The 17,061-nt window shown below is 65.7% G+C and carries 13 protein-coding genes; 4 read left to right on the top strand and 9 right to left on the bottom strand.

What is annotated here, in order from left to right:
- Window positions 1-18: 18 nt before the first annotated feature.
- The 8 genes from KRX52_RS20020 to KRX52_RS19985 form a co-directional block, all read right to left on the bottom strand.
- Window positions 19-903, bottom strand: a complete 885-nt coding sequence (locus KRX52_RS20020) for a LysR family transcriptional regulator (RefSeq protein WP_217683492.1) — start codon at window positions 901-903, stop codon at window positions 19-21.
- Window positions 904-1,045: 142 nt separating this feature from the next.
- Window positions 1,046-1,426: a nitrite reductase small subunit NirD gene (nirD, locus tag KRX52_RS20015; RefSeq protein WP_217683491.1), complete on the bottom strand. Its 381-nt coding sequence runs from the start codon at window positions 1,424-1,426 to the stop codon at window positions 1,046-1,048.
- Window positions 1,426-3,984, bottom strand: a complete 2,559-nt coding sequence (nirB, locus tag KRX52_RS20010; protein ID WP_217683490.1) for a nitrite reductase large subunit NirB — start codon at window positions 3,982-3,984, stop codon at window positions 1,426-1,428. Before nirB ends, nirD begins: the two co-directional genes overlap by 1 nt.
- 427 nt (window positions 3,985-4,411) lie before the next feature.
- Complete coding sequence (locus tag KRX52_RS20005) at window positions 4,412-5,704, bottom strand: tyrosine-type recombinase/integrase (RefSeq protein WP_217683489.1); 1,293 nt, start codon at window positions 5,702-5,704, stop codon at window positions 4,412-4,414.
- A gap of 281 nt (window positions 5,705-5,985) precedes the next feature.
- Window positions 5,986-6,237: a hypothetical protein gene (locus KRX52_RS20000; RefSeq protein WP_217683488.1), complete on the bottom strand. Its 252-nt coding sequence runs from the start codon at window positions 6,235-6,237 to the stop codon at window positions 5,986-5,988.
- 543 nt (window positions 6,238-6,780) lie between these two features.
- Window positions 6,781-8,073: an MFS transporter gene (locus tag KRX52_RS19995; RefSeq protein WP_217683487.1), complete on the bottom strand. Its 1,293-nt coding sequence runs from the start codon at window positions 8,071-8,073 to the stop codon at window positions 6,781-6,783.
- 13 nt (window positions 8,074-8,086) lie between these two features.
- Window positions 8,087-8,236, bottom strand: coding sequence for a hypothetical protein (locus KRX52_RS19990; RefSeq protein WP_217683486.1), 150 nt, complete (start codon window positions 8,234-8,236; stop codon window positions 8,087-8,089).
- 151 nt (window positions 8,237-8,387) lie between these two features.
- Window positions 8,388-9,002, bottom strand: coding sequence for a TetR/AcrR family transcriptional regulator (locus KRX52_RS19985; RefSeq protein ID WP_217683485.1), 615 nt, complete (start codon window positions 9,000-9,002; stop codon window positions 8,388-8,390).
- 82 nt (window positions 9,003-9,084) lie between these two features.
- On the opposite strand from KRX52_RS19985, the gene KRX52_RS19980 reads away from it, so the two are divergent.
- From KRX52_RS19980 to KRX52_RS19970, 3 genes are all read left to right on the top strand, one after another.
- Window positions 9,085-10,137 (top strand): efflux RND transporter periplasmic adaptor subunit, encoded by a 1,053-nt coding sequence (locus KRX52_RS19980; RefSeq protein WP_217683484.1) that lies wholly within the window; start codon window positions 9,085-9,087, stop codon window positions 10,135-10,137.
- On the top strand, window positions 10,134-13,202 hold the full coding sequence (locus KRX52_RS19975) for an efflux RND transporter permease subunit (protein ID WP_217683483.1): 3,069 nt from the start codon (window positions 10,134-10,136) through the stop codon (window positions 13,200-13,202). Before KRX52_RS19980 ends, KRX52_RS19975 begins: the two co-directional genes overlap by 4 nt.
- A 136-nt stretch (window positions 13,203-13,338) precedes the next feature.
- Window positions 13,339-14,682, top strand: coding sequence for a ferredoxin reductase family protein (locus KRX52_RS19970; protein WP_217683482.1), 1,344 nt, complete (start codon window positions 13,339-13,341; stop codon window positions 14,680-14,682).
- A gap of 50 nt (window positions 14,683-14,732) precedes the next feature.
- Here the strand turns inward: KRX52_RS19970 and KRX52_RS19965 are convergent, their stop codons facing one another.
- Window positions 14,733-15,671: a DUF808 domain-containing protein gene (locus tag KRX52_RS19965; RefSeq protein WP_217683481.1), complete on the bottom strand. Its 939-nt coding sequence runs from the start codon at window positions 15,669-15,671 to the stop codon at window positions 14,733-14,735.
- Between the two features lie 428 nt (window positions 15,672-16,099).
- On the opposite strand from KRX52_RS19965, the gene glk reads away from it, so the two are divergent.
- Window positions 16,100-17,059 carry a glucokinase gene (gene glk / locus KRX52_RS19960; RefSeq protein ID WP_217683480.1) on the top strand — a complete coding sequence of 320 codons (960 nt, stop codon included), beginning with the start codon at window positions 16,100-16,102 and terminating at the stop codon, window positions 17,057-17,059.
- Window positions 17,060-17,061: the final 2 nt, after the last annotated feature.

The following is a 17,061-nucleotide window of genomic DNA, read 5'->3' as shown; positions in this document are numbered from 1 at the left end:
GCCAGCTGCCCCCTCGAACTACGCGTCGAGCAACGTCCGCGCCTCGGCAAAGCACGCTTCGGCCAGCGCCGAGCGCGGAGCACTGCGGCGCAGGATCAGGCCGAGCGGGGCGAGAGTGTGGGCACCGTCGATGGGCGTCAGGGTCAGGTGCTCGGTCAGCTCGTCCAGCCCGCTGTCCAGCGGCATCACCGCGCAGCACAGCCCGGCACTGACCGCCTGCAGCAGCTGGTGAACCGCATCGGTCTCCAGACGCGGCTGCGGGCTGAGGCCGCGGCTGCGCAAGGCGTGATCGATGGACTGGCGAAAGTGCATGCCGCTGGACAGCAGGCCGAGGGGCAGGGCGGCCAACGCTTCCCAGCTCAGCGCCGCGGCGGCGAACTGGAAATGGCGGCGATCGTGCAGCAGTCCCATGCGGGTGTCCGCCAGTTCCAGACTGGCGAAGTGCTGCGGGTTCAGGCGGTCGAGATAGGAAATGCCCAGATCCAGCTGATTGCGGCCGAGACGTTCGAGGATCTGCTCGCTGCTCAAGGCGAACAGCTGGAAGCGCAGCTCGGGGTGGCGGTCGGCGAACAGCCGCACCAGCCGCAGCGGATCGAAACCGGCCAGTGGCACCACGCCAAGGCGCAGGCTGCCGACCAGCTGACCGCGACAGGCCGCCGCCTCGGCATACAGGCCATCCTGGGCGGCAAGCAGGCTGCGCGCCCAGGCGAGGATGCGCTCGCCCTCGGCGGTGAAACCCTCGAAGCGCTGGCTGCGCCGCACCAGCTCCAGCCCCAGCTCATCTTCCAGACTGCGCAGGCGCATCGACAGGGTCGGCTGGGTGACATGGCAGCGCGCCGCCGCCTGGCCGAAGTGGCGGGTTTCGTCGAGGGCGACGAGAAAGCGCAGTTGCTTGATATCCATGGCTGGCGGGGCGCTCTCGGAAGCGGGAAGAAGGCGCGGCAGAGCGCGCACTCTGCCACAGAGGGGCAGGGGATGACCAATGCCCCGCTGTGGCCTGGACATCGGCGGCGCCGGGCTGGATCAGCCCGCACGCCGCGCAGCCTCACGCCAGGCCAACCTCCACCGCATCCCCGTTCAGGCGTACCGGCCAGACGCGCAGGCGCTGCTCCGGGTATTCCAGGCAGCTGCCGTCCTGCAGGCGAAAGTGCTGCTTGTACAGGGGCGAGGCGATCACCAGGTCGCCCTTGAGGCTGCCGACGATGCCGCGGCCGATAACGTTGGCCCCCGACTTGGGATCGCGGTTGTCGATGGCGTAGAGCTGCTCGCCGTCCGCGGTGTGCGGCAGGTGGAACAGCGCCACCTGGGCGCCGTCCAGCCAGGCGACCACGCCGGAGTTGGCCACCAGATCCTGGCGGCTGCACAGGGCGCGCCATTCGATGGCATTGGCTGCGGATTGGTTGAGTGCGGCGTTTGACTGGCTCATTAGTTCAGCTCCTCGGTCACGGGGATCAGGTGAAGCTCGGAGGCGCGGACCGGCCGGCGCTGGTCACGCTCCTTGACGAAGTGGATGTCCGGGTCGCCGCGGCCGTCGTTGACGAAGGTGCGGAAGCGCTTGAGCTTTTCCGGGTCCTTGAGGGCGTTGGCCCATTCGCATTCGTAGCGGTCGACCACCAGCTGCATCTGCGCCTCCAGCTCTGCGCCGAGGCCCAGGCTGTCGTCGAGGATCACCGCCTTGAGGTAGTCGAGGCCGCCTTCCAGGCTCTCGCGCCACACCGAGGTGCGCTGCAGCTTGTCGGCGGTGCGCACGTAGAACATCAGGAAACGGTCGATGTAGCGGATCAGGCTGGCGTCGTCGAGGTCGGTGGCGAACAGCTCGGCATGCCGCGGGCGCATGCCGCCGTTGCCGGCCACATAGAGGTTCCAGCCCTTCTCGGTGGCGATCACACCGACGTCCTTGCTCTGCGCCTCGGCGCATTCGCGGGTGCAGCCGGAGACGGCGAACTTGATCTTGTGCGGCGAGCGCAGGCCCTTGTAGCGGTTCTCCAGGACCAGCGCCATGTTCACGCTGTCCTGCACGCCGTAACGGCACCAGGTGCTGCCGACGCAGGATTTCACCGTGCGCAGCGACTTGCCGTAGGCGTGGCCGGTCTCGAAGCCGGCCGCGATCAGCTCGCCCCAGATGTCCGGCAGCTCGTGCAGCTGGGCGCCGAACAGGTCGATGCGCTGGCCGCCGGTGATCTTGGTGTAGAGGTCGTACTTCTTGGCCACGGCACCCAGGGCGATCAGCTTGTCCGGGGTGATCTCGCCACCGGCGATACGCGGCACGATGGAGTAGGTGCCGTTCTTCTGCATGTTGGCCATGAAGGTGTCGTTGGTGTCCTGCAGCGGCACCAGCAGCGGGTCGGTGATCGGCTGGTTCCAGCAGGAAGCCAGGATCGAGCCGACCGCCGGCTTGCAGATGTCGCAGCCGACGTGGCCGCGACCGTGCTTGGCCAGCAGCTCCTCGAAGCTGATGATCCCCTCGACCCGCACCATGGCGTAGAGCTCCTGGCGGGTGTAGGCGAAGTGCTCGCAGAGGCTCTTGTCGACCGCCACGCCACGGGCGCTCAGCTCGTGCTCGAAGACCTGCTTGAGCAGCGCGCTGCAACCGCCGCAGCCGGTACCGGCCTTGGTCGCCGCCTTGAGCTCGCCGAGGTCGGTGATGCCGGCCTCGACCTGGCAGCACACCGCGCCCTTGGTGACGTTGTGGCAGGAACAGATGGTGGCGGTGTCCGGCAGGGCATCGGCGCCGAGCGCCGGGGCGCCGTCGGAAACCGGCAGGATCAGGCTGGACGGATCCGAAGGCAGCTTGATGCCGTTCTGTGCGTACTGCAGCAGGGTGTCGTAGTAGCTGTTGTCGCCGACCAGCACCGCGCCGAGCACGTGCTTGCCGTCGGCGGAGACCACCAGGCGCCGGTAGCTGGCGGTCGCCTCGTCGATGAAGCGATAGCTCTTGGCGCCCGGGGTGGCGCCGTGGGCGTCGCCGATGGAGCCGACGTCCACGCCGAGCAGCTTTAGCTTGGTGGACATGTCGGCGCCGGTGAACGGCTCGCCGGGTTCGCCGGCCAGTTGCGCCGCGACGGTGCGCGCCATGCTGTAGCCGGGGGCGACCAGGCCGAACACGCTGCCGTTCCACGACGCGCACTCGCCGATGGCGAAGATCGCCGGATCCGAGGTGCGGCAGGCGTTGTCGATCGCCACGCCGCCGCGGGCGGCGATGTCCAGACCGGCGCTGCGGCCCAGGGCGTCCTGCGGGCGGATACCGGCGGAGAACACGATCAGGTCGGTCTCGAGGAATTCGCCGTCGTTGAAACTCATCCGGTAGGCGTATTCCTCGCCGAGGACGATTTCCTGGGTGGCGCGCGACAGGTGCACGCCGACGCCCAGCGCCTCGATGCGCGCCTTCAGCGCCGCGCCGCCTGCGTCATCCAGCTGCACCGGCATCAGGCGCGGGGCGAACTCGACCACGTGGGCTTCCAGGCCGAGGGATTTCAGCGCGTTGGCCGCCTCCAGGCCGAGCAGGCCGCCACCGACCACCACGCCACGCCGGGCCTTGGCGGCGGCGACGCGGATGTCGTCGAGGTCATCCAGCGTGCGGTAGACCAGCCGCGAGTTGCCTTCGGCACCGGGGATCGGCGGCACGAAGGGGTAGGAGCCGGTGGCCAGGATCAGCTGGTCGTAGGCATGGCGGCCGCTGCTGGTCACTACCTCCTGGCGCTCGCGGTCGATCTCCAGCACCTGCACGCCGAGGTGCGCCTGCACGCCGTGATCCGCGTAGTAGTCCGCTGCGCACAAGGCCAGGGACTCGGCATCCCGGCCGCCGAAGTATTCGGACAGGTGCACGCGGTCGTAGGCGCGCTGCGCTTCTTCGCCGAAGACGTGGACCGCGTAGCGGGTCAGCGCGCCGCGCTCGATCAACTGCTCGATGCAGTGATGGCCGACCATGCCGTTGCCGATGATGATCAGGGTTTCGCGCGGAATCGGGGTGACGATGGAGTTCATGGCTTTTCCTCAGTCTTGCCACTGCCGGGCATGGCCAGCAAAACGCAAAAAGGCGCCTGGAGCTGGTGAGCAGCTCCAGGCGCCTTTGCCTGGTATTCATGGATTGTTGGTGGGGTGCCTGCCTGAGCCACGTTGCCCGGTTCACCCCGTCCCGCGCCTGTGGAGGCTGGTGGTCGCCGATGACCAACTGGGACGTCCTGCCGGAGAGCGGCAGGCTGCAGGGGGATGAATGCAGATTGCATGCCATCCCTGGCGTTCACGGCAGCGGGGCCGCGCCACCGGCTTCATCACGGCACACATCCGCGCCGGGCCAATCATTGCGGCTGCAGCTTGATCCACAAGAGTGCGTGCACGACTTCGCAGGAGCTGTTTTGGGGCAAACCAGGCGTGCAAGTCGGGGATGCGCTGGGCGTCATCGGGCCAGCCGCTAATCCTTGATGCGCAGGTTTTTGACCGAGTGCGCGCGCTGTTCGTCGAGCGAGTTGTAGTAGGTGTTCTGCGTAGTGCTCAGGCTGTTGTGGCGCAGATCGGCCTGCAGATCCTTCATGTCACGCCGGGGAGCATCGAAGGTGGCCGAGGTATGACGAAGCCAGTGCAGTGAGGCCGAGCGCAGGTGATCGACTTCGTCATCGCTCCAGCCTTCGGAGACCATCCGCTCCAGCGCCCGGTCGAAGACCTGCTGCAGCAGCAGGCGCAGGTGCCGATCGGAAAGGCCGGCACGCCCCTTGAGCGTCGACAGCAGTGGCTGAGTTTCATGGGGCGAGGGCAGGGCAGGCAAGCCCAGGTGGCGCCGGTAGCGTGCCAGGTAAATCTGGATGTAGTCGTCGCGGACGCTGATCTTGGCTGCCTTGTTGCCCTTGCCGACCACATGGAACCACCAGTTACCGAGCGTATCCTTGCGGAAATCGCCCATCGTTGGCTCCCAATTGTCGCGACCGACCAGATCGGAAACGCGCAGGTACATCGCGAACAGGGTGGTCAGGATGAACAGCGTCCGTTCGTGAACCTCATCCTCGTCAGCCATCGCCTCGGCGGTTTCAATCACATAGCCCCATTGCAGCTGGTTGAGCGAGCGGCCAGCGACGTCCAAGGTGTTGCGCTGTTTGTAGATCGACTTTTGCTTGACCGCGCGGAACGGATTGACCTCGGTCAGGCCTTCATCGATGGCATGCTGGAAAAAGCTGCCACAGACGGCGAAAACCTGGGCCACCGATCCCTGGGCCATTTTGTAAGGGCGGTTGGTGATGTCCTGCAGGCCTGTCTCGGCCAGCGAGCGGTTGCGTTTGGGCACGGTAACGCTGAAAGGGCGCCAGGCTTCATTGACCTGATAGCTATCGGAATCGAGCTGCTTGCGCCCGCCGATCCGGACAAAGCGTGACTTGACCATCGGCCCAACCCAATCCTTTGGCGGCCGCAGGCAGAACTCCATGAAAGCTTCGGCATCGCGGCGGCGCAGTTCAAGCAGTGGCTTGTGAGCGACCAGCAATGCCCACAGCAGCAGGCGCTCGACGTGGGTGCGATAGGAGTTGAAGGTGGTTTCGTTGCCGGCGTAGGACTTCAGAAATCCACGGACCGCCTGGTAGCCATCCAGTGCCTGTAGCTCGGCCGGGAAGTCAGCCAGGTAGTCGCGCACGATCGGCAGCTCTGCGCTGAGCTGCTGGAAATTCAGCTCCTGGAAGCGACCATAGGTCTCGAACAGAGGACACGGGGCTGTGGGCATAAAGAGAACTCGAGCGCGGACAGATCTTGTGAGCGCGGCAAAATCACCACCGCAACACCTAGAATACGCAGTATATACAATATCCGGGTCTGGTGATTATCGGATATTGCATTGATGCATTTGGGTGTATGGGCTCCTCGTCCGTCTGCACGCCCGGTATCGCCGCTGCTTCGAGCAGACAGCTGGTCAGTGCCTGGCACCGTCGACTGCCATGGTGAGAGCGGTCGTCGCTTATGTCTCTCAGCAGCAGGAGCATCTTCCCCTGCTGCCTGGATGCATCGTCATTCCGGGCAGTAGGCCCAGGCGTTCGGTGCGTGAGGATATTGCGCGCCGGTATCGGGGTGCCGCCAGAGATCTTCATCGTACCCCAGCAGCACGATGAAACCATGTGGGCGGAAATCGGCGAGCACCTCGGTTTTCTGGGTCGGGCGGGTTTTCGCCGTCTCCACACGGTTGGTATCCATGTAGGTGATCAGTGCACGTGCGCCGCCGAGACGATTGACGATATGCAGCTTTCGAGTGTCGCGAGACATTGAAGGCCAACCTCGTTGTTGTGTGGTGTTATCCCTATTTTCTATGTGGATGATTTCAATCTGGCGAACAACAGACGACAACTGTCTTGCTCTGCAGTGTCGGGCTCGCAGTTTCACTGCGGACATCCACAGGTGGTGTCGAAACTCGACGGCCTGGGGCGTGACCTACGATACTTCCTTAACCACCGCGTGTTGGTCTGCGGATACGGATAGGCCACGGCGTTGTGATCGGCATCAGCACGGCGGCAGGCCAGCGGGTACGTGGAATCATCGCAGCCAGTCGAGAGCGAGCAGATTTCCGAGCGCACCCAGGAAGGTCAGGCTTTGGCCAAGGCACGGTGGCGGCAAGGGAGAGGACCCTCCAAGATGACTGTGTTTGCTGGAAAGCGAGGTTGGGAAGCTGTATGCCGGGTTGGCTATCGCCGGCGACTTGCGCTGTCCAAGGGCTTCTCCTCCCATCCAGGCCCACGCAGGCAAAGCTTCGCATAATGATGATTATGTTAAATTACAAATTACCGATGAATGCTCATCGCCTTTCCCCAGTCAGCCCGGCGTCGCCTGCTGATTGAGCCGCGGATGGGTCTCCTCGCACCACCAGGCCAGCAGTGCACCGGACGCGAACATCGACACCGCGACGAACCAGAACGCCGCTTCCATCTGCCCACTGAGATGTGCCACCAGCCCCAGACCAAGGGCGCCGATGGCGTAGCCCAGGTCGCGCCAGAAGCGGTAGATGCCGATAGCCGAGCCGCGCCAGGCGGGATGGGAGATGTCCGCCACGGCGGCGGACAGGTTCGGATAGAGCATTGCCATGCCTAGGCCCGAGACCGCCGCCGATAGGCTCCACCAGAACATGCCTTGGCCCAGCAGCATCATCGCCACGCCCGCGCCGCATATCCACATTCCCAGCACGTTGGGCCAGTAGCGGCCGACATGATCTGACAGCCGGCCGGTGAACAGCTGCGAGCCGCCCCAGACGAAGCCGTAGATGCCGATGACCCAGCCGACCTCGGGCAGGCTTAGCCCCTGCCGATAGAGGAACAGCGGGTAGAACACCCAGACCAGCGCATCGACGAACTTCTCAACCAGGCCCGCCTGACTGAGCGCCGCCAGCCGGCGGTCGCGCCAGGACATGAGGGCGAAGATTTCCCAGCTGCCCGGCTGCGCCGACACATTGCGCGGATAGCGCGGCAGGGGCTGTGAGCTTGAGCCCTGCACATGGCGGGCCGCTTCGGTCTGCGCCCAGGGCAAGGTGTCCCTGACCCACAGCTGGGTCAGCAGCAGGGCCAGCAGGATCACCGTCAGGCCGAATACCAGCAGACCGGTACGTGCCCCCAGTAGGGTTGCCAGGTAGGCCGTGACGACGCCTGCCAGTGCCACGCCGAGGTAGCCGGCGAACTCGTTGAGGCCCAGGGTCAGGCCACGTTCGTCGAGGCGGGTGATGTCCAGCTTGGAAGTCTGGGTCATCGACCAGGTTAGCCCCTGGTTGATGCCGAGTAGCACGGTGGCCAGCACTATCCAGTTCCAGCCCGGGGCATACCAGACCAGCGGAGGGATCGGCAGGGCCACCAGCCAACCTAGCAGCAGCACCCTCTTCCGCCCCATGCGCTCGGAAAGCCGGCCGGCGACGAAGTTCATCGTGCCCTTGACCAGCCCGAAGGCGACCACGAAGGAGCTGAGCAGGACGAAGGAGTTCTTCGGCACCCCGAACTCTGACTCGGCCAGCGCCGGCACCACCGTCCTCATCATGCCTATGGTCAGGCCGACCAGCAGCACCTGCAACAGCTGGTGGAGGAACTGCTCCAGGTTGGGGCGGATGCCGTACTGAAGGTCCATGCTGCCTCCCTGTTTACGGCTTCAGGTTGGCCGCGACGATGCGACCCATGTCGGCCGGGCGCGGCGGAATCGACGCGGTCAGTTGTGCGATAAAAGAGGTGCGGTCCAGCGTCAGGGTCGCATTCCAGTGCTTCTCGAAGCCGATGATCGAAGTGCTGGTCATGACCAATCTCCTGCGTTGACCGGGCCTGCCGTGGATCGGCGGCCCTGGATTCCAGTCTTCCCTGCTCACTCTGGCGAGCCTGTCCGGATCGGCAACCATCCACTGATGCCATCGCTCATCATGGAACTGCTCGGCGTTGACGCTGCATGCGTCATGCATGGATCAACATGAAGGCCGTCACGATGCGTTGCGCATGCGCCTTCTGCTCCTCGATGGTCCGGCGTTCGAGCGGAACACGATATTGCCCGCGCAGCACATCGAGTCCCATCACCATACCCATCAGCATTTCAGCGCTTTCCGCAGGTTCAGGGCAGCGGATCAGACCACCCTCCGCAGCCGCCTGAAGATAGTCGGCCAGGACGCGGTGGGTGTTTGCCGGTCCGCTGCGGTAAACCTCGGTCAGATCCTGGGCTTTTTGCGGTATCGAGCCCAGGGCCTGCATCAGGCGCTGATGATGCTCGCTGCATACAAAGGTCGCCATCGCCTCGACCAGCGCACTCAGGTCGGCACATAGCGCCTCATGACTCGCGGGAATGCGCCCGAGCGCCTTGTGGATGCCGAACGCCTCGCTGCTCACCACGGCCTGCAACAGCGCATAGCGGTTGGCGTAGCGTGCATACAGCGTCACCTTGGAGATGCCCGCCAGGCTCGCCACCTTGTCCATGGTGAGGGCTTGCGGCCCTTCAGCGAACACCAGCTCCCGGGCGGCGTGGAGAATGTCGCGGTCCTTCTGGTGATCTGTGGGGCGTCCGGCTTTTGCTGACATGGTTTCGCGCCTGCGCTCGGTGCTGGATGAGCAAAAATGATTACTGTACATTCTCGTTCACTTATCAAGAGAACGACTGGTCATGCGTATTTCGCTGCTTTTGATGGCTGCCTGCTCGCTATTTCTCGCAGCTTGCAATGATAGCCCGGAGCCCAAGACAGCGGCAGCCATGCCGCCCTTCGTCAAGACAGTGGCCGTACTCGGCAGTTCCGAAGCGACGCTGGGCCTGTCGGGGACGGTGCGCGCGCGGGTCGAGTCGCCGCTAGCCTTCCAGGTCGGCGGCCGGATTGCCAAACGCGCGATAGATGCCGGGCAGTCCGTGCGCGCCGGGCAGGTGCTGTTTGCGCTGGATACCCGAGACCTGACGCAGGCGGTCAGTGCCGCCGAAGCCGACCTGGCCGCCGCCAATGCCGCGCTGGCGACCGCCGAAGCCGATCTGGTTCGCCATCGCCAACTGGAGACGCGGAACTTCGTCAGCGCGCAAGCCCTCGAGCGTGTCCAACTCGCCCGCCGCGAAGCCCAGACCCGCCGTGACGCCGCCACCGCGCGCCTGGTCCAGGCCCGCAATGGCCTCGGCTACGGCCAGCTGCTTGCGCCGGCAGCCGGCATACTGATCGAGGTAACGGGCGAGCCCGGGCAGGTGGTGGCCGCCGGGCAGCCGGTGGCCCTCCTCGCCCAGGCCGAGGAGCGCGAGATCGAGGTGTACTTTCCGCAGGGCGTGACACCGCCTGAGCACGGCGAGGTCTTGGCTGCCGACGGGACGACCCTGCCGCTGCGCCTGCGCGAAACGGCCGGCGCCGTCGATCCACAAGGCCGCACCCTCCGCGCCCGCTATACGCTGCTGGAGCGGCAGGATGCCCTTGTGCTCGGAACGGTACTGCGCACCCGCTTCGCCGCGCAGGCGGCGAATGAAGCCAGTTTCACGGTGCCCATCGGTGCCATCGATGAGCGCGGCCAGGGGCCGCGGGTCTGGCGAGTCAGCGAGGGTCGCGCTGTGCCCGTTGCGGTGAGCGTACTGGCGCTGGATGGCGAAACGGCGCGCATCCGCGGCCCGCTGGTTGCCGACGACCGCGTCGTCGCGCTGGGCACCCATCTGCTGAGTGACAACATGCCCGTGCGGGAACTCGGCCGATGAGCTTCCCCAACCTGTCCGCCCTCGCCGTGCGCGAGCGCTCGGTGACCCTGTTCCTGCTGATCCTCGCGGTGCTGTCCGGCACCTATGCCTTCCTTGCCCTGGGCCGGGCGGAAGACCCCGCCTTCACCGTGCGCGCCATGGTGGTCACCGCGGTGTGGCCCGGCGCCACGCCCGAGGAGTTGCAGACCCAGGTGGTCGACCGGCTGGAGAAGCGCATCCAGGAGGTTGAATACCTCTACCGGATCGACACCACCATCCGCCCAGGGCAGGCCAACCTGCAGATCGAGTTCCACGACTACTCGCCGCAGGAGAAGGTCCCCGACTTGTTCTACGAGGTGCGCAAGCGCATGCAGGACGAGGCCGCCAACCTGCCGGCCGGGGTGATCGGGCCGATCGTCAACGACGACTTCTCGGATGTGTACTTCAGCCTGATCGCCGTCACCGCCCCGGGCCTGCCGATGCGCGAGCTGACCCGCGACGCCGAGGCGCTACGCGATCGCCTGCAGCGCGTCGCCGGTGTGCACAAGGCCATGCTGCTGGGCGAGCGCAGCGAGCGCGTGTATCTCGAGTTCGACAATGCGCGGCTGATCAACCTGGGGATCGCCCCGCAGGCGGTCTTCGACGCCATCGACGCCAGCAACCGCCTGCTGCCAGCAGGCCGCATGGAGACCGACGGTCCGCGCCTGCAGCTGCGCCTGGACGCGGACCTGTCCGATCCGCAGCAACTGGCCGCGGCGCCGGTGCGCATCGGCGAGCGGGTGCTCAAGCTCGCCGACATCGCCACCATCCGCCGTGGCTACGAGGACCCGCCCAGCTACCTGGTGCGTTCGCGCGGCCAGGATGCGCTGCTGCTCGGCGTGGTCATGGCCAAGGGCGAAAACGGCCTGGAGCTGGGCGAGCGGCTCGCCGCCTTCCTCGACGCCGAACGCCAGCGGCTGCCGCTGGGCATGTCGCTGGACGTGCTGACCAACCAGGCCGACGCCATCACCGGCGCGGTCAACCTGTTCCAGATCAAGTTCCTCGTCGCCGTGGCCGTGGTAGTGGCGGTCAGCATGCTGGCCATCGGCCTGCGCGCCGGGCTGATCGTCGGCATCGCCGTACCGCTGACCCTGGGCATCACCTTCCTGGTGATGATGCTGATGGGTATCGACCTCGACCGCATCACCCTGGGCGCGCTGATCATCGCCCTGGGGCTGCTGGTGGACGACGCCATCATCGCCGTGGAAATGATGCTGGTGAAGATGGAGGAAGGCTGGGACCGCGTGCGCGCCGCGGCCCATGCCTGGTCGGTCACCGCCGCGCCCATGCTGTACGGCACCCTGGTGACGGTGGCCGGTTTCTTCCCCATCGGCTTCGCCCAGTCGGGCGTCGGCGAGTACGCCGGCAACATCTTCTGGGTGTTGGCCATCGCGCTCATCGTGTCCTGGCTGGTCGCGGTGGTGTTCGTGCCCTATCTGGGCGTGCGGATGCTGCCCGATTTTTCCAAGGCAACCGGCCACGGCCACGCCGGTGTCTATCAGACTCCGCTGTACCGCCGCCTGCGCGGCGCCATTACCTGGTGCGTGACCTGGCGCAAGACGGTAGTCGGCGCAACCGTGGCGCTGCTGGTGGTGTCCATCGCCGCCATGGTGTTGCTGGTGCAGAAGCAGTTCTTTCCCAGCTCGGACCGCACCGAAGTGCTGATCGCCGTTTACCAGGCACAGGGCAGCAGCATCGCCGCTACGGACCGCACGGCCAAAAGGCTTGAGGCCATCCTGGCGCCGCTGCCGGAGGTCAAGACCCTGTCCGCCTACGTCGGGGCCGGGGCGCCACGGTTCTTCATCGGCGCCAATCCCGAGCCGCCCTCGCCCGCCTTCGCCAAGCTGGTTGCCGTGGCCCAGGACGCCGAGGCGCGGGACAGGATCATGACCACCCTGCAGCAGCACATCGACCAGGGCGAATTCCCCGAGGCGCGGGTACGCGTGTACCGCCTGCTTTATGGCCCGCCGGTGATCTGGCCCGTCGCCTTCCGCGTCTTCGGCCCCGACCCGGTGGTGCTGCGCAGCATTGCCCATCAGGTGCGCGCCGTGATGGCGGCCTCAGCGCATGTGGTCGATCCGCACCTGGAGTGGGACGAGCGCGTTCCGCTGCTGCATCTGGCCATGGATGTGGAGCGCCTGCGCCTGCTGGGGCTCACCCCGCAGGAAGTGGCGCAACAGCTGCAATTCCAGCTCGACGGTGTTCCCGTCACCCAGCTGCGCCAGGACATCCGCAGCGTGACGGTCGTCGCGCGCGGCAGCAGTGATGGCCGCCGGCTCGACGCCGACAGCCTGGACACCCTGGAGGTGCTGACCCGCGACGGCCGCAAGCTGCCGTTCAGCCAGCTTGGCCAGGTCGAGGTGCGCTTCGAGGATCCGGTCGTCAAGCGCTACAACCGCGAGCCGTTCCTGACCGTGCAGGCCGATATTCGCGATGCCCAGCCCAACGACGTGACTGCTGCCGTCTGGCAGGCAATGGACGATGTACGCGGCCGCCTGCCTCCGGGTTACCGCATCGACATCGCCGGTTCGGTCGAGGAGTCGGGCAAGGCCAACGTCTCCATCCAGAAGCTGCAGCCGGCGATGATGGCGTTCATGCTGATCCTCATCATGCTGCAGATGCGCTCCTTCGCCGGCACCTTCATCGTCGTGGCCACCGCCCCGCTGGGCCTGATCGGCGCGGTCATCGCCCTGCTGCTGTTCGACCAGCCATTCGGTTTTGTCGCCCTGCTCGGCCTGACCGGTCTCGCCGGCATCCTGATGCGCAACACCCTGATCCTCACCCAGCAGGTAGCCGACAACAGCGCCGCGGGCATGCCGGTGTTTGCCAGTGTCGTGGAGGCGGCGGTACAGCGCGCCCGGCCCGTGGTGCTGACGGCACTGGCCGCGGTGTTCGCCTTCGCGCCCCTCACCCAGGACAGCTTCTGGGGACCGCTGGCTTACGTGCTGATCGGCGGCGTGGCGGTCGGCACGGCGATCACCCTGCTGTTCGTGCCGGCGCTCTATGCACTGTGGTTCCGTCTCGCGCCGGCCGCTAGCGTGGTATGAGGCTTGCCGCGTGCCGGGCGTGGCCGCCATGAATTACGGGTGCGCACTGCGGCCTCTTGCACCAGCGCAACCGCGCCCCTGAGCGGTTACGCTATACAGCGAAAGCCTCTTCGAAATGGATTGAAAGGATTTGCCCATGAAGAATATCAAGCTGAGCTATCTCCTCTTGCTGATCGTCCTCAGCCTGCTCTGGCTGGTGGCCGATAACGTACTGACGGCACCGTACCAGTTCTTCGCCCTTCGCTCGTCGCTGGTCAACTACACCGGCATTCTCGCCATCGGCGTCATGAGCTTCGGCATGTTCCTGGCGATTCGCCCGATCAGCATCGAGCCGTTTCTTGGCGGCCTGGACAAGTCCTACCGGCTGCACAAGTGGCTGGGCATCACCGCCCTGGTGCTTTCCGTCGTGCACTGGCTGCTGGTCAAAGCGCCGAAATGGCTGATCGGCTGGGGCTGGATGGAGAAGCCGGTGCGCAAGGCAGCAACTGCCTCGGGACCGAGCGAACCGATCCCGGCCATCTTCCAGTTCTTCCGCAGCCAGCGCGGTCTAGCCGAAGACCTCGGCGAGTGGGCGTTCTATGCAGTGGTCGCCCTGGTCGTCCTGGCGCTGCTCAAACGCTTCCCCTATCGCTACTTCTTCAAGACCCATCGACTGCTGGCGGTGGTCTACCTGGTGCTGGTGTTCCACTCGCTGGTACTGATGAAGACCGCCTACTGGAGTTCGCCCATCGGCCCGCTGGTGGCGGTGTTGATGCTGGTCGGCACCCTCGCCGCCTTCGTCTCCCTGTTTCGCCGTGTGGGGCACACGCGGCGCGCGGTCGGCGTGATCGAGCAACTGGTGCACCACCGCGACAACCGCGTATTGGGCGTCGAGATCAAACTGAAAGATAGCTGGTCCGGACATGCCGCCGGGCAATTCGCCTTCGTCACCTTCGACCCGTCCGAAGGCCCGCACCCCTTCACCATTTCGTCGTCCTGGCACAACGACGGCAAGCTGCGCTTCCACATCAAGGGCATCGGCGACTACACCGCCACCCTGCCGAAAACCCTCAAGGTCGGCGATCTGGTCAAGGTCGAGGGGCCTTACGGCACCTTCAACTTCCGCGGCAACCAGCCAAGACAGATCTGGGTGGCCGGCGGTATCGGCATCACCCCGTTCATCGCCCGCATGCAGGCCCGTGAGCGGCATCCGGAAACCCGCAGCATCGACCTGTTCTATAGCACCAGCGCACCGGACCAGGGCTTCATCGACAAGTTGCAGCAGTTGGCCAAGCGCGCGAACGTGCAGTTGCACGTGCTGGTCAGCGGCAAGGACGGTCGGCTGACGGCTGACGGCCTGTGTCAGATGGTTCCCGAATGGCAATCGGCCAGCGTCTGGTTCTGCGGGCCGGCCGGCTTCGGCCAATCGCTGCGCCAGGATCTGCTCGCCCGCGGCCTGGCCGGCGAGGACTTCCATCAGGAACTGTTCGACATGCGCTGATAGCGCCGCGCTTGCCGCCCGCTTACCCGCAGGCGGCAGGCAGCAATGCGTCAGGCTTGCTTCAAGCGGCTGCGCAGGGCGCCGAACAGACTGACGGCGCCCAGCACCACGCCGCCGGCGGCAATGCCGAACAGAGCATTGAGCAAGGTCGGAGTCAGCGCCTGCAGCAGTGCGCCCATGCCCGCGACGGCGCCGGCGGTCTGGGCAGCGTTCCCGATGAGGTCGTGTACCGGCGCAATCCCGTGAGTGAGGATGGCGCCGCCCACCATGAACATGGCTGCGGTACCGACCACCGACAGCCCCTTCATCAGATAAGGTGCGGCACGCAGGATCAGTCCGCCGACCGCCTGCGCTGCGCTCGAGGCCCGTCGACTGAGGTACAAGCCCAGATCATCGAGCTTGACGATACCGGCCACCAGGCCGTAGACGCCGATGGTCATGACGATGGCGATCCCCGCCAGCACCACGACCTGCTGCATGAACGGGGCTCCGGCGACTGCACCCAGGGTGATCGCGATGATCTCCGCGGACAGGATGAAGTCCGTGCGCACCGCGCCTTTGATCTTGTCCCGCTCGAACGCCACCATGTCGACCGCGGGATTAGCCAGGGCCTCCTCCAGCTCCGCGTGTTTGCCAGCCTCCTCTTGCTGGCTGTGCAGGAACTTGTGCGCGAGCTTCTCGAAGCCCTCGAAACACAGGAACGCGCCACCGAGCATCAGCAGCGGTGTGACCGCCCAGGGAGCCAGCGCGCTGATCAGCAGAGCCGCCGGCACCAGGATCAGCTTGTTGATGAACGAGCCCTTGGCCACGGCCCAGACCACCGGCAGCTCGCGGTCGGCGTTGACGCCGGTGACCTGCTGGGCGTTTAGCGCCAGGTCATCACCGAGTACTCCGGCGGTCTTCTTCGCCGCCACCTTGGTCATTACCGATACGTCGTCCAGGATCGTGGCGATGTCATCGATCAGTGCAAGCAAGCTACTTCCAGCCAAGTCGGTTCTCCCTGTATGGCAATTTCCGGATGGAGTCGCGCGAGAATAGCGGCTAAGCCGTTACCGGTCATTTGCCACACCGACAAAATCCCCCATTTGCCGAGAGGGATGTCCCCTTTGCGGCCAGCGACGGTTCCCCGCTGACCGCTTTGTTGAGATCGAAAAGGCCACGGCAAGCTGCAAGAAACAGCATAATTTCATTATGTTAAATAACGTACCAGGAAGGGCGGCACCAGGTAAATCCGCAGCTGGCTTGAGGATGCCCGCCACCCTCCTATACTCAAAAAAACGAGCAGCCATAAAGAGATACGAGCTGCCGACCTTTTGAGCCATCTTCGATAGAATCCCGCCCCGCGCCGCCGGGTAGAGAAGTCTCGCTACTCAGTCGCGGCAGGATTCTTCGCATAGACGCGTGTAGAGAGGTGGTCATGATCATTCTGGCAGCGGACATCGGCGGAACTCAGGCGCGCCTGCTGCTAGGCGAATGTGAGGGAGACGGTTGGCGGGAGCTGCGTCGCCAAACCCTGTCCAGCCGGGACTATCCCGACTTCGACACCCTGCTACAGACCTTTCTGCAGCCTGGCGAACGCCCACTGGCAGCCTGCATCGCCCTGGCCGGGCCAATCGAAAACCAGCGGGTACGGATGACCAACCTGCCCTGGCAACTGGATGCTGCCGAACTGGCCGGGCGTTTCGGTCTGCGCCAGGTGCGCCTGCTCAACGACTTCTCCGCCCAGGCCCATGGACTGGCGCTGCTGCGCCGCGAAGACCTGTGCACCCTGCAGGCCGGCGAACCACAGGCCGATGGCGTGCGCGCCCTGCTCGGCGCCGGTACCGGCCTCGGCATGGCCTTGCTGGCTGGCAGTCCGAAGCGACCGCTGGTGCTGTCCAGCGAGGGCGGCCACGCCGACTTCGCCCCGCAGGATGAGCAACAACTGGCGCTGTGGCAACAGCTGCGCGCGGAGCATGGCCGCGTCAGCCTTGAGCTGCTGCTGTCCGGCCACGGCCTGGAGCGGCTGTACCGCTTCATTGCCGACCAAGGGGCCGGCGAGGCTTCGCCGCTCGACGCCCGCGGCATCAGCCGGATGGCCGCGGCCGGGGCCGCGCCGGCTTGTGCGGCCCTCGACCTGTTTGCCCGCCTGTATGCCTCGGCCGCCGGCAACCTGGCGCTAACCGGCCTGGCCCGAGGCGGCGTGTACCTGTGCGGTGGCATCGCCCCGAAGATCCTGCCCTTCCTGCAACAGCCCCACGTGTGCGAAGCCTTCTGCAGCAAGCCGCCGATGCACGAGCTGCTGCAGCGCATTCCCCTGCATGTCGTGCTCGACGAGTACCTTGGCCTGCGCGGTGCCGCCCAGGTCGCCGCACGTCTGGCCAGCCCAGCGGAGTAAGC

Source organism: Geopseudomonas aromaticivorans (genome assembly GCF_019097855.1).
Lineage (GTDB): Bacteria > Pseudomonadota > Gammaproteobacteria > Pseudomonadales > Pseudomonadaceae > Geopseudomonas > Geopseudomonas aromaticivorans.
This window is presented reverse-complemented; position numbering and strand designations above follow the sequence as displayed.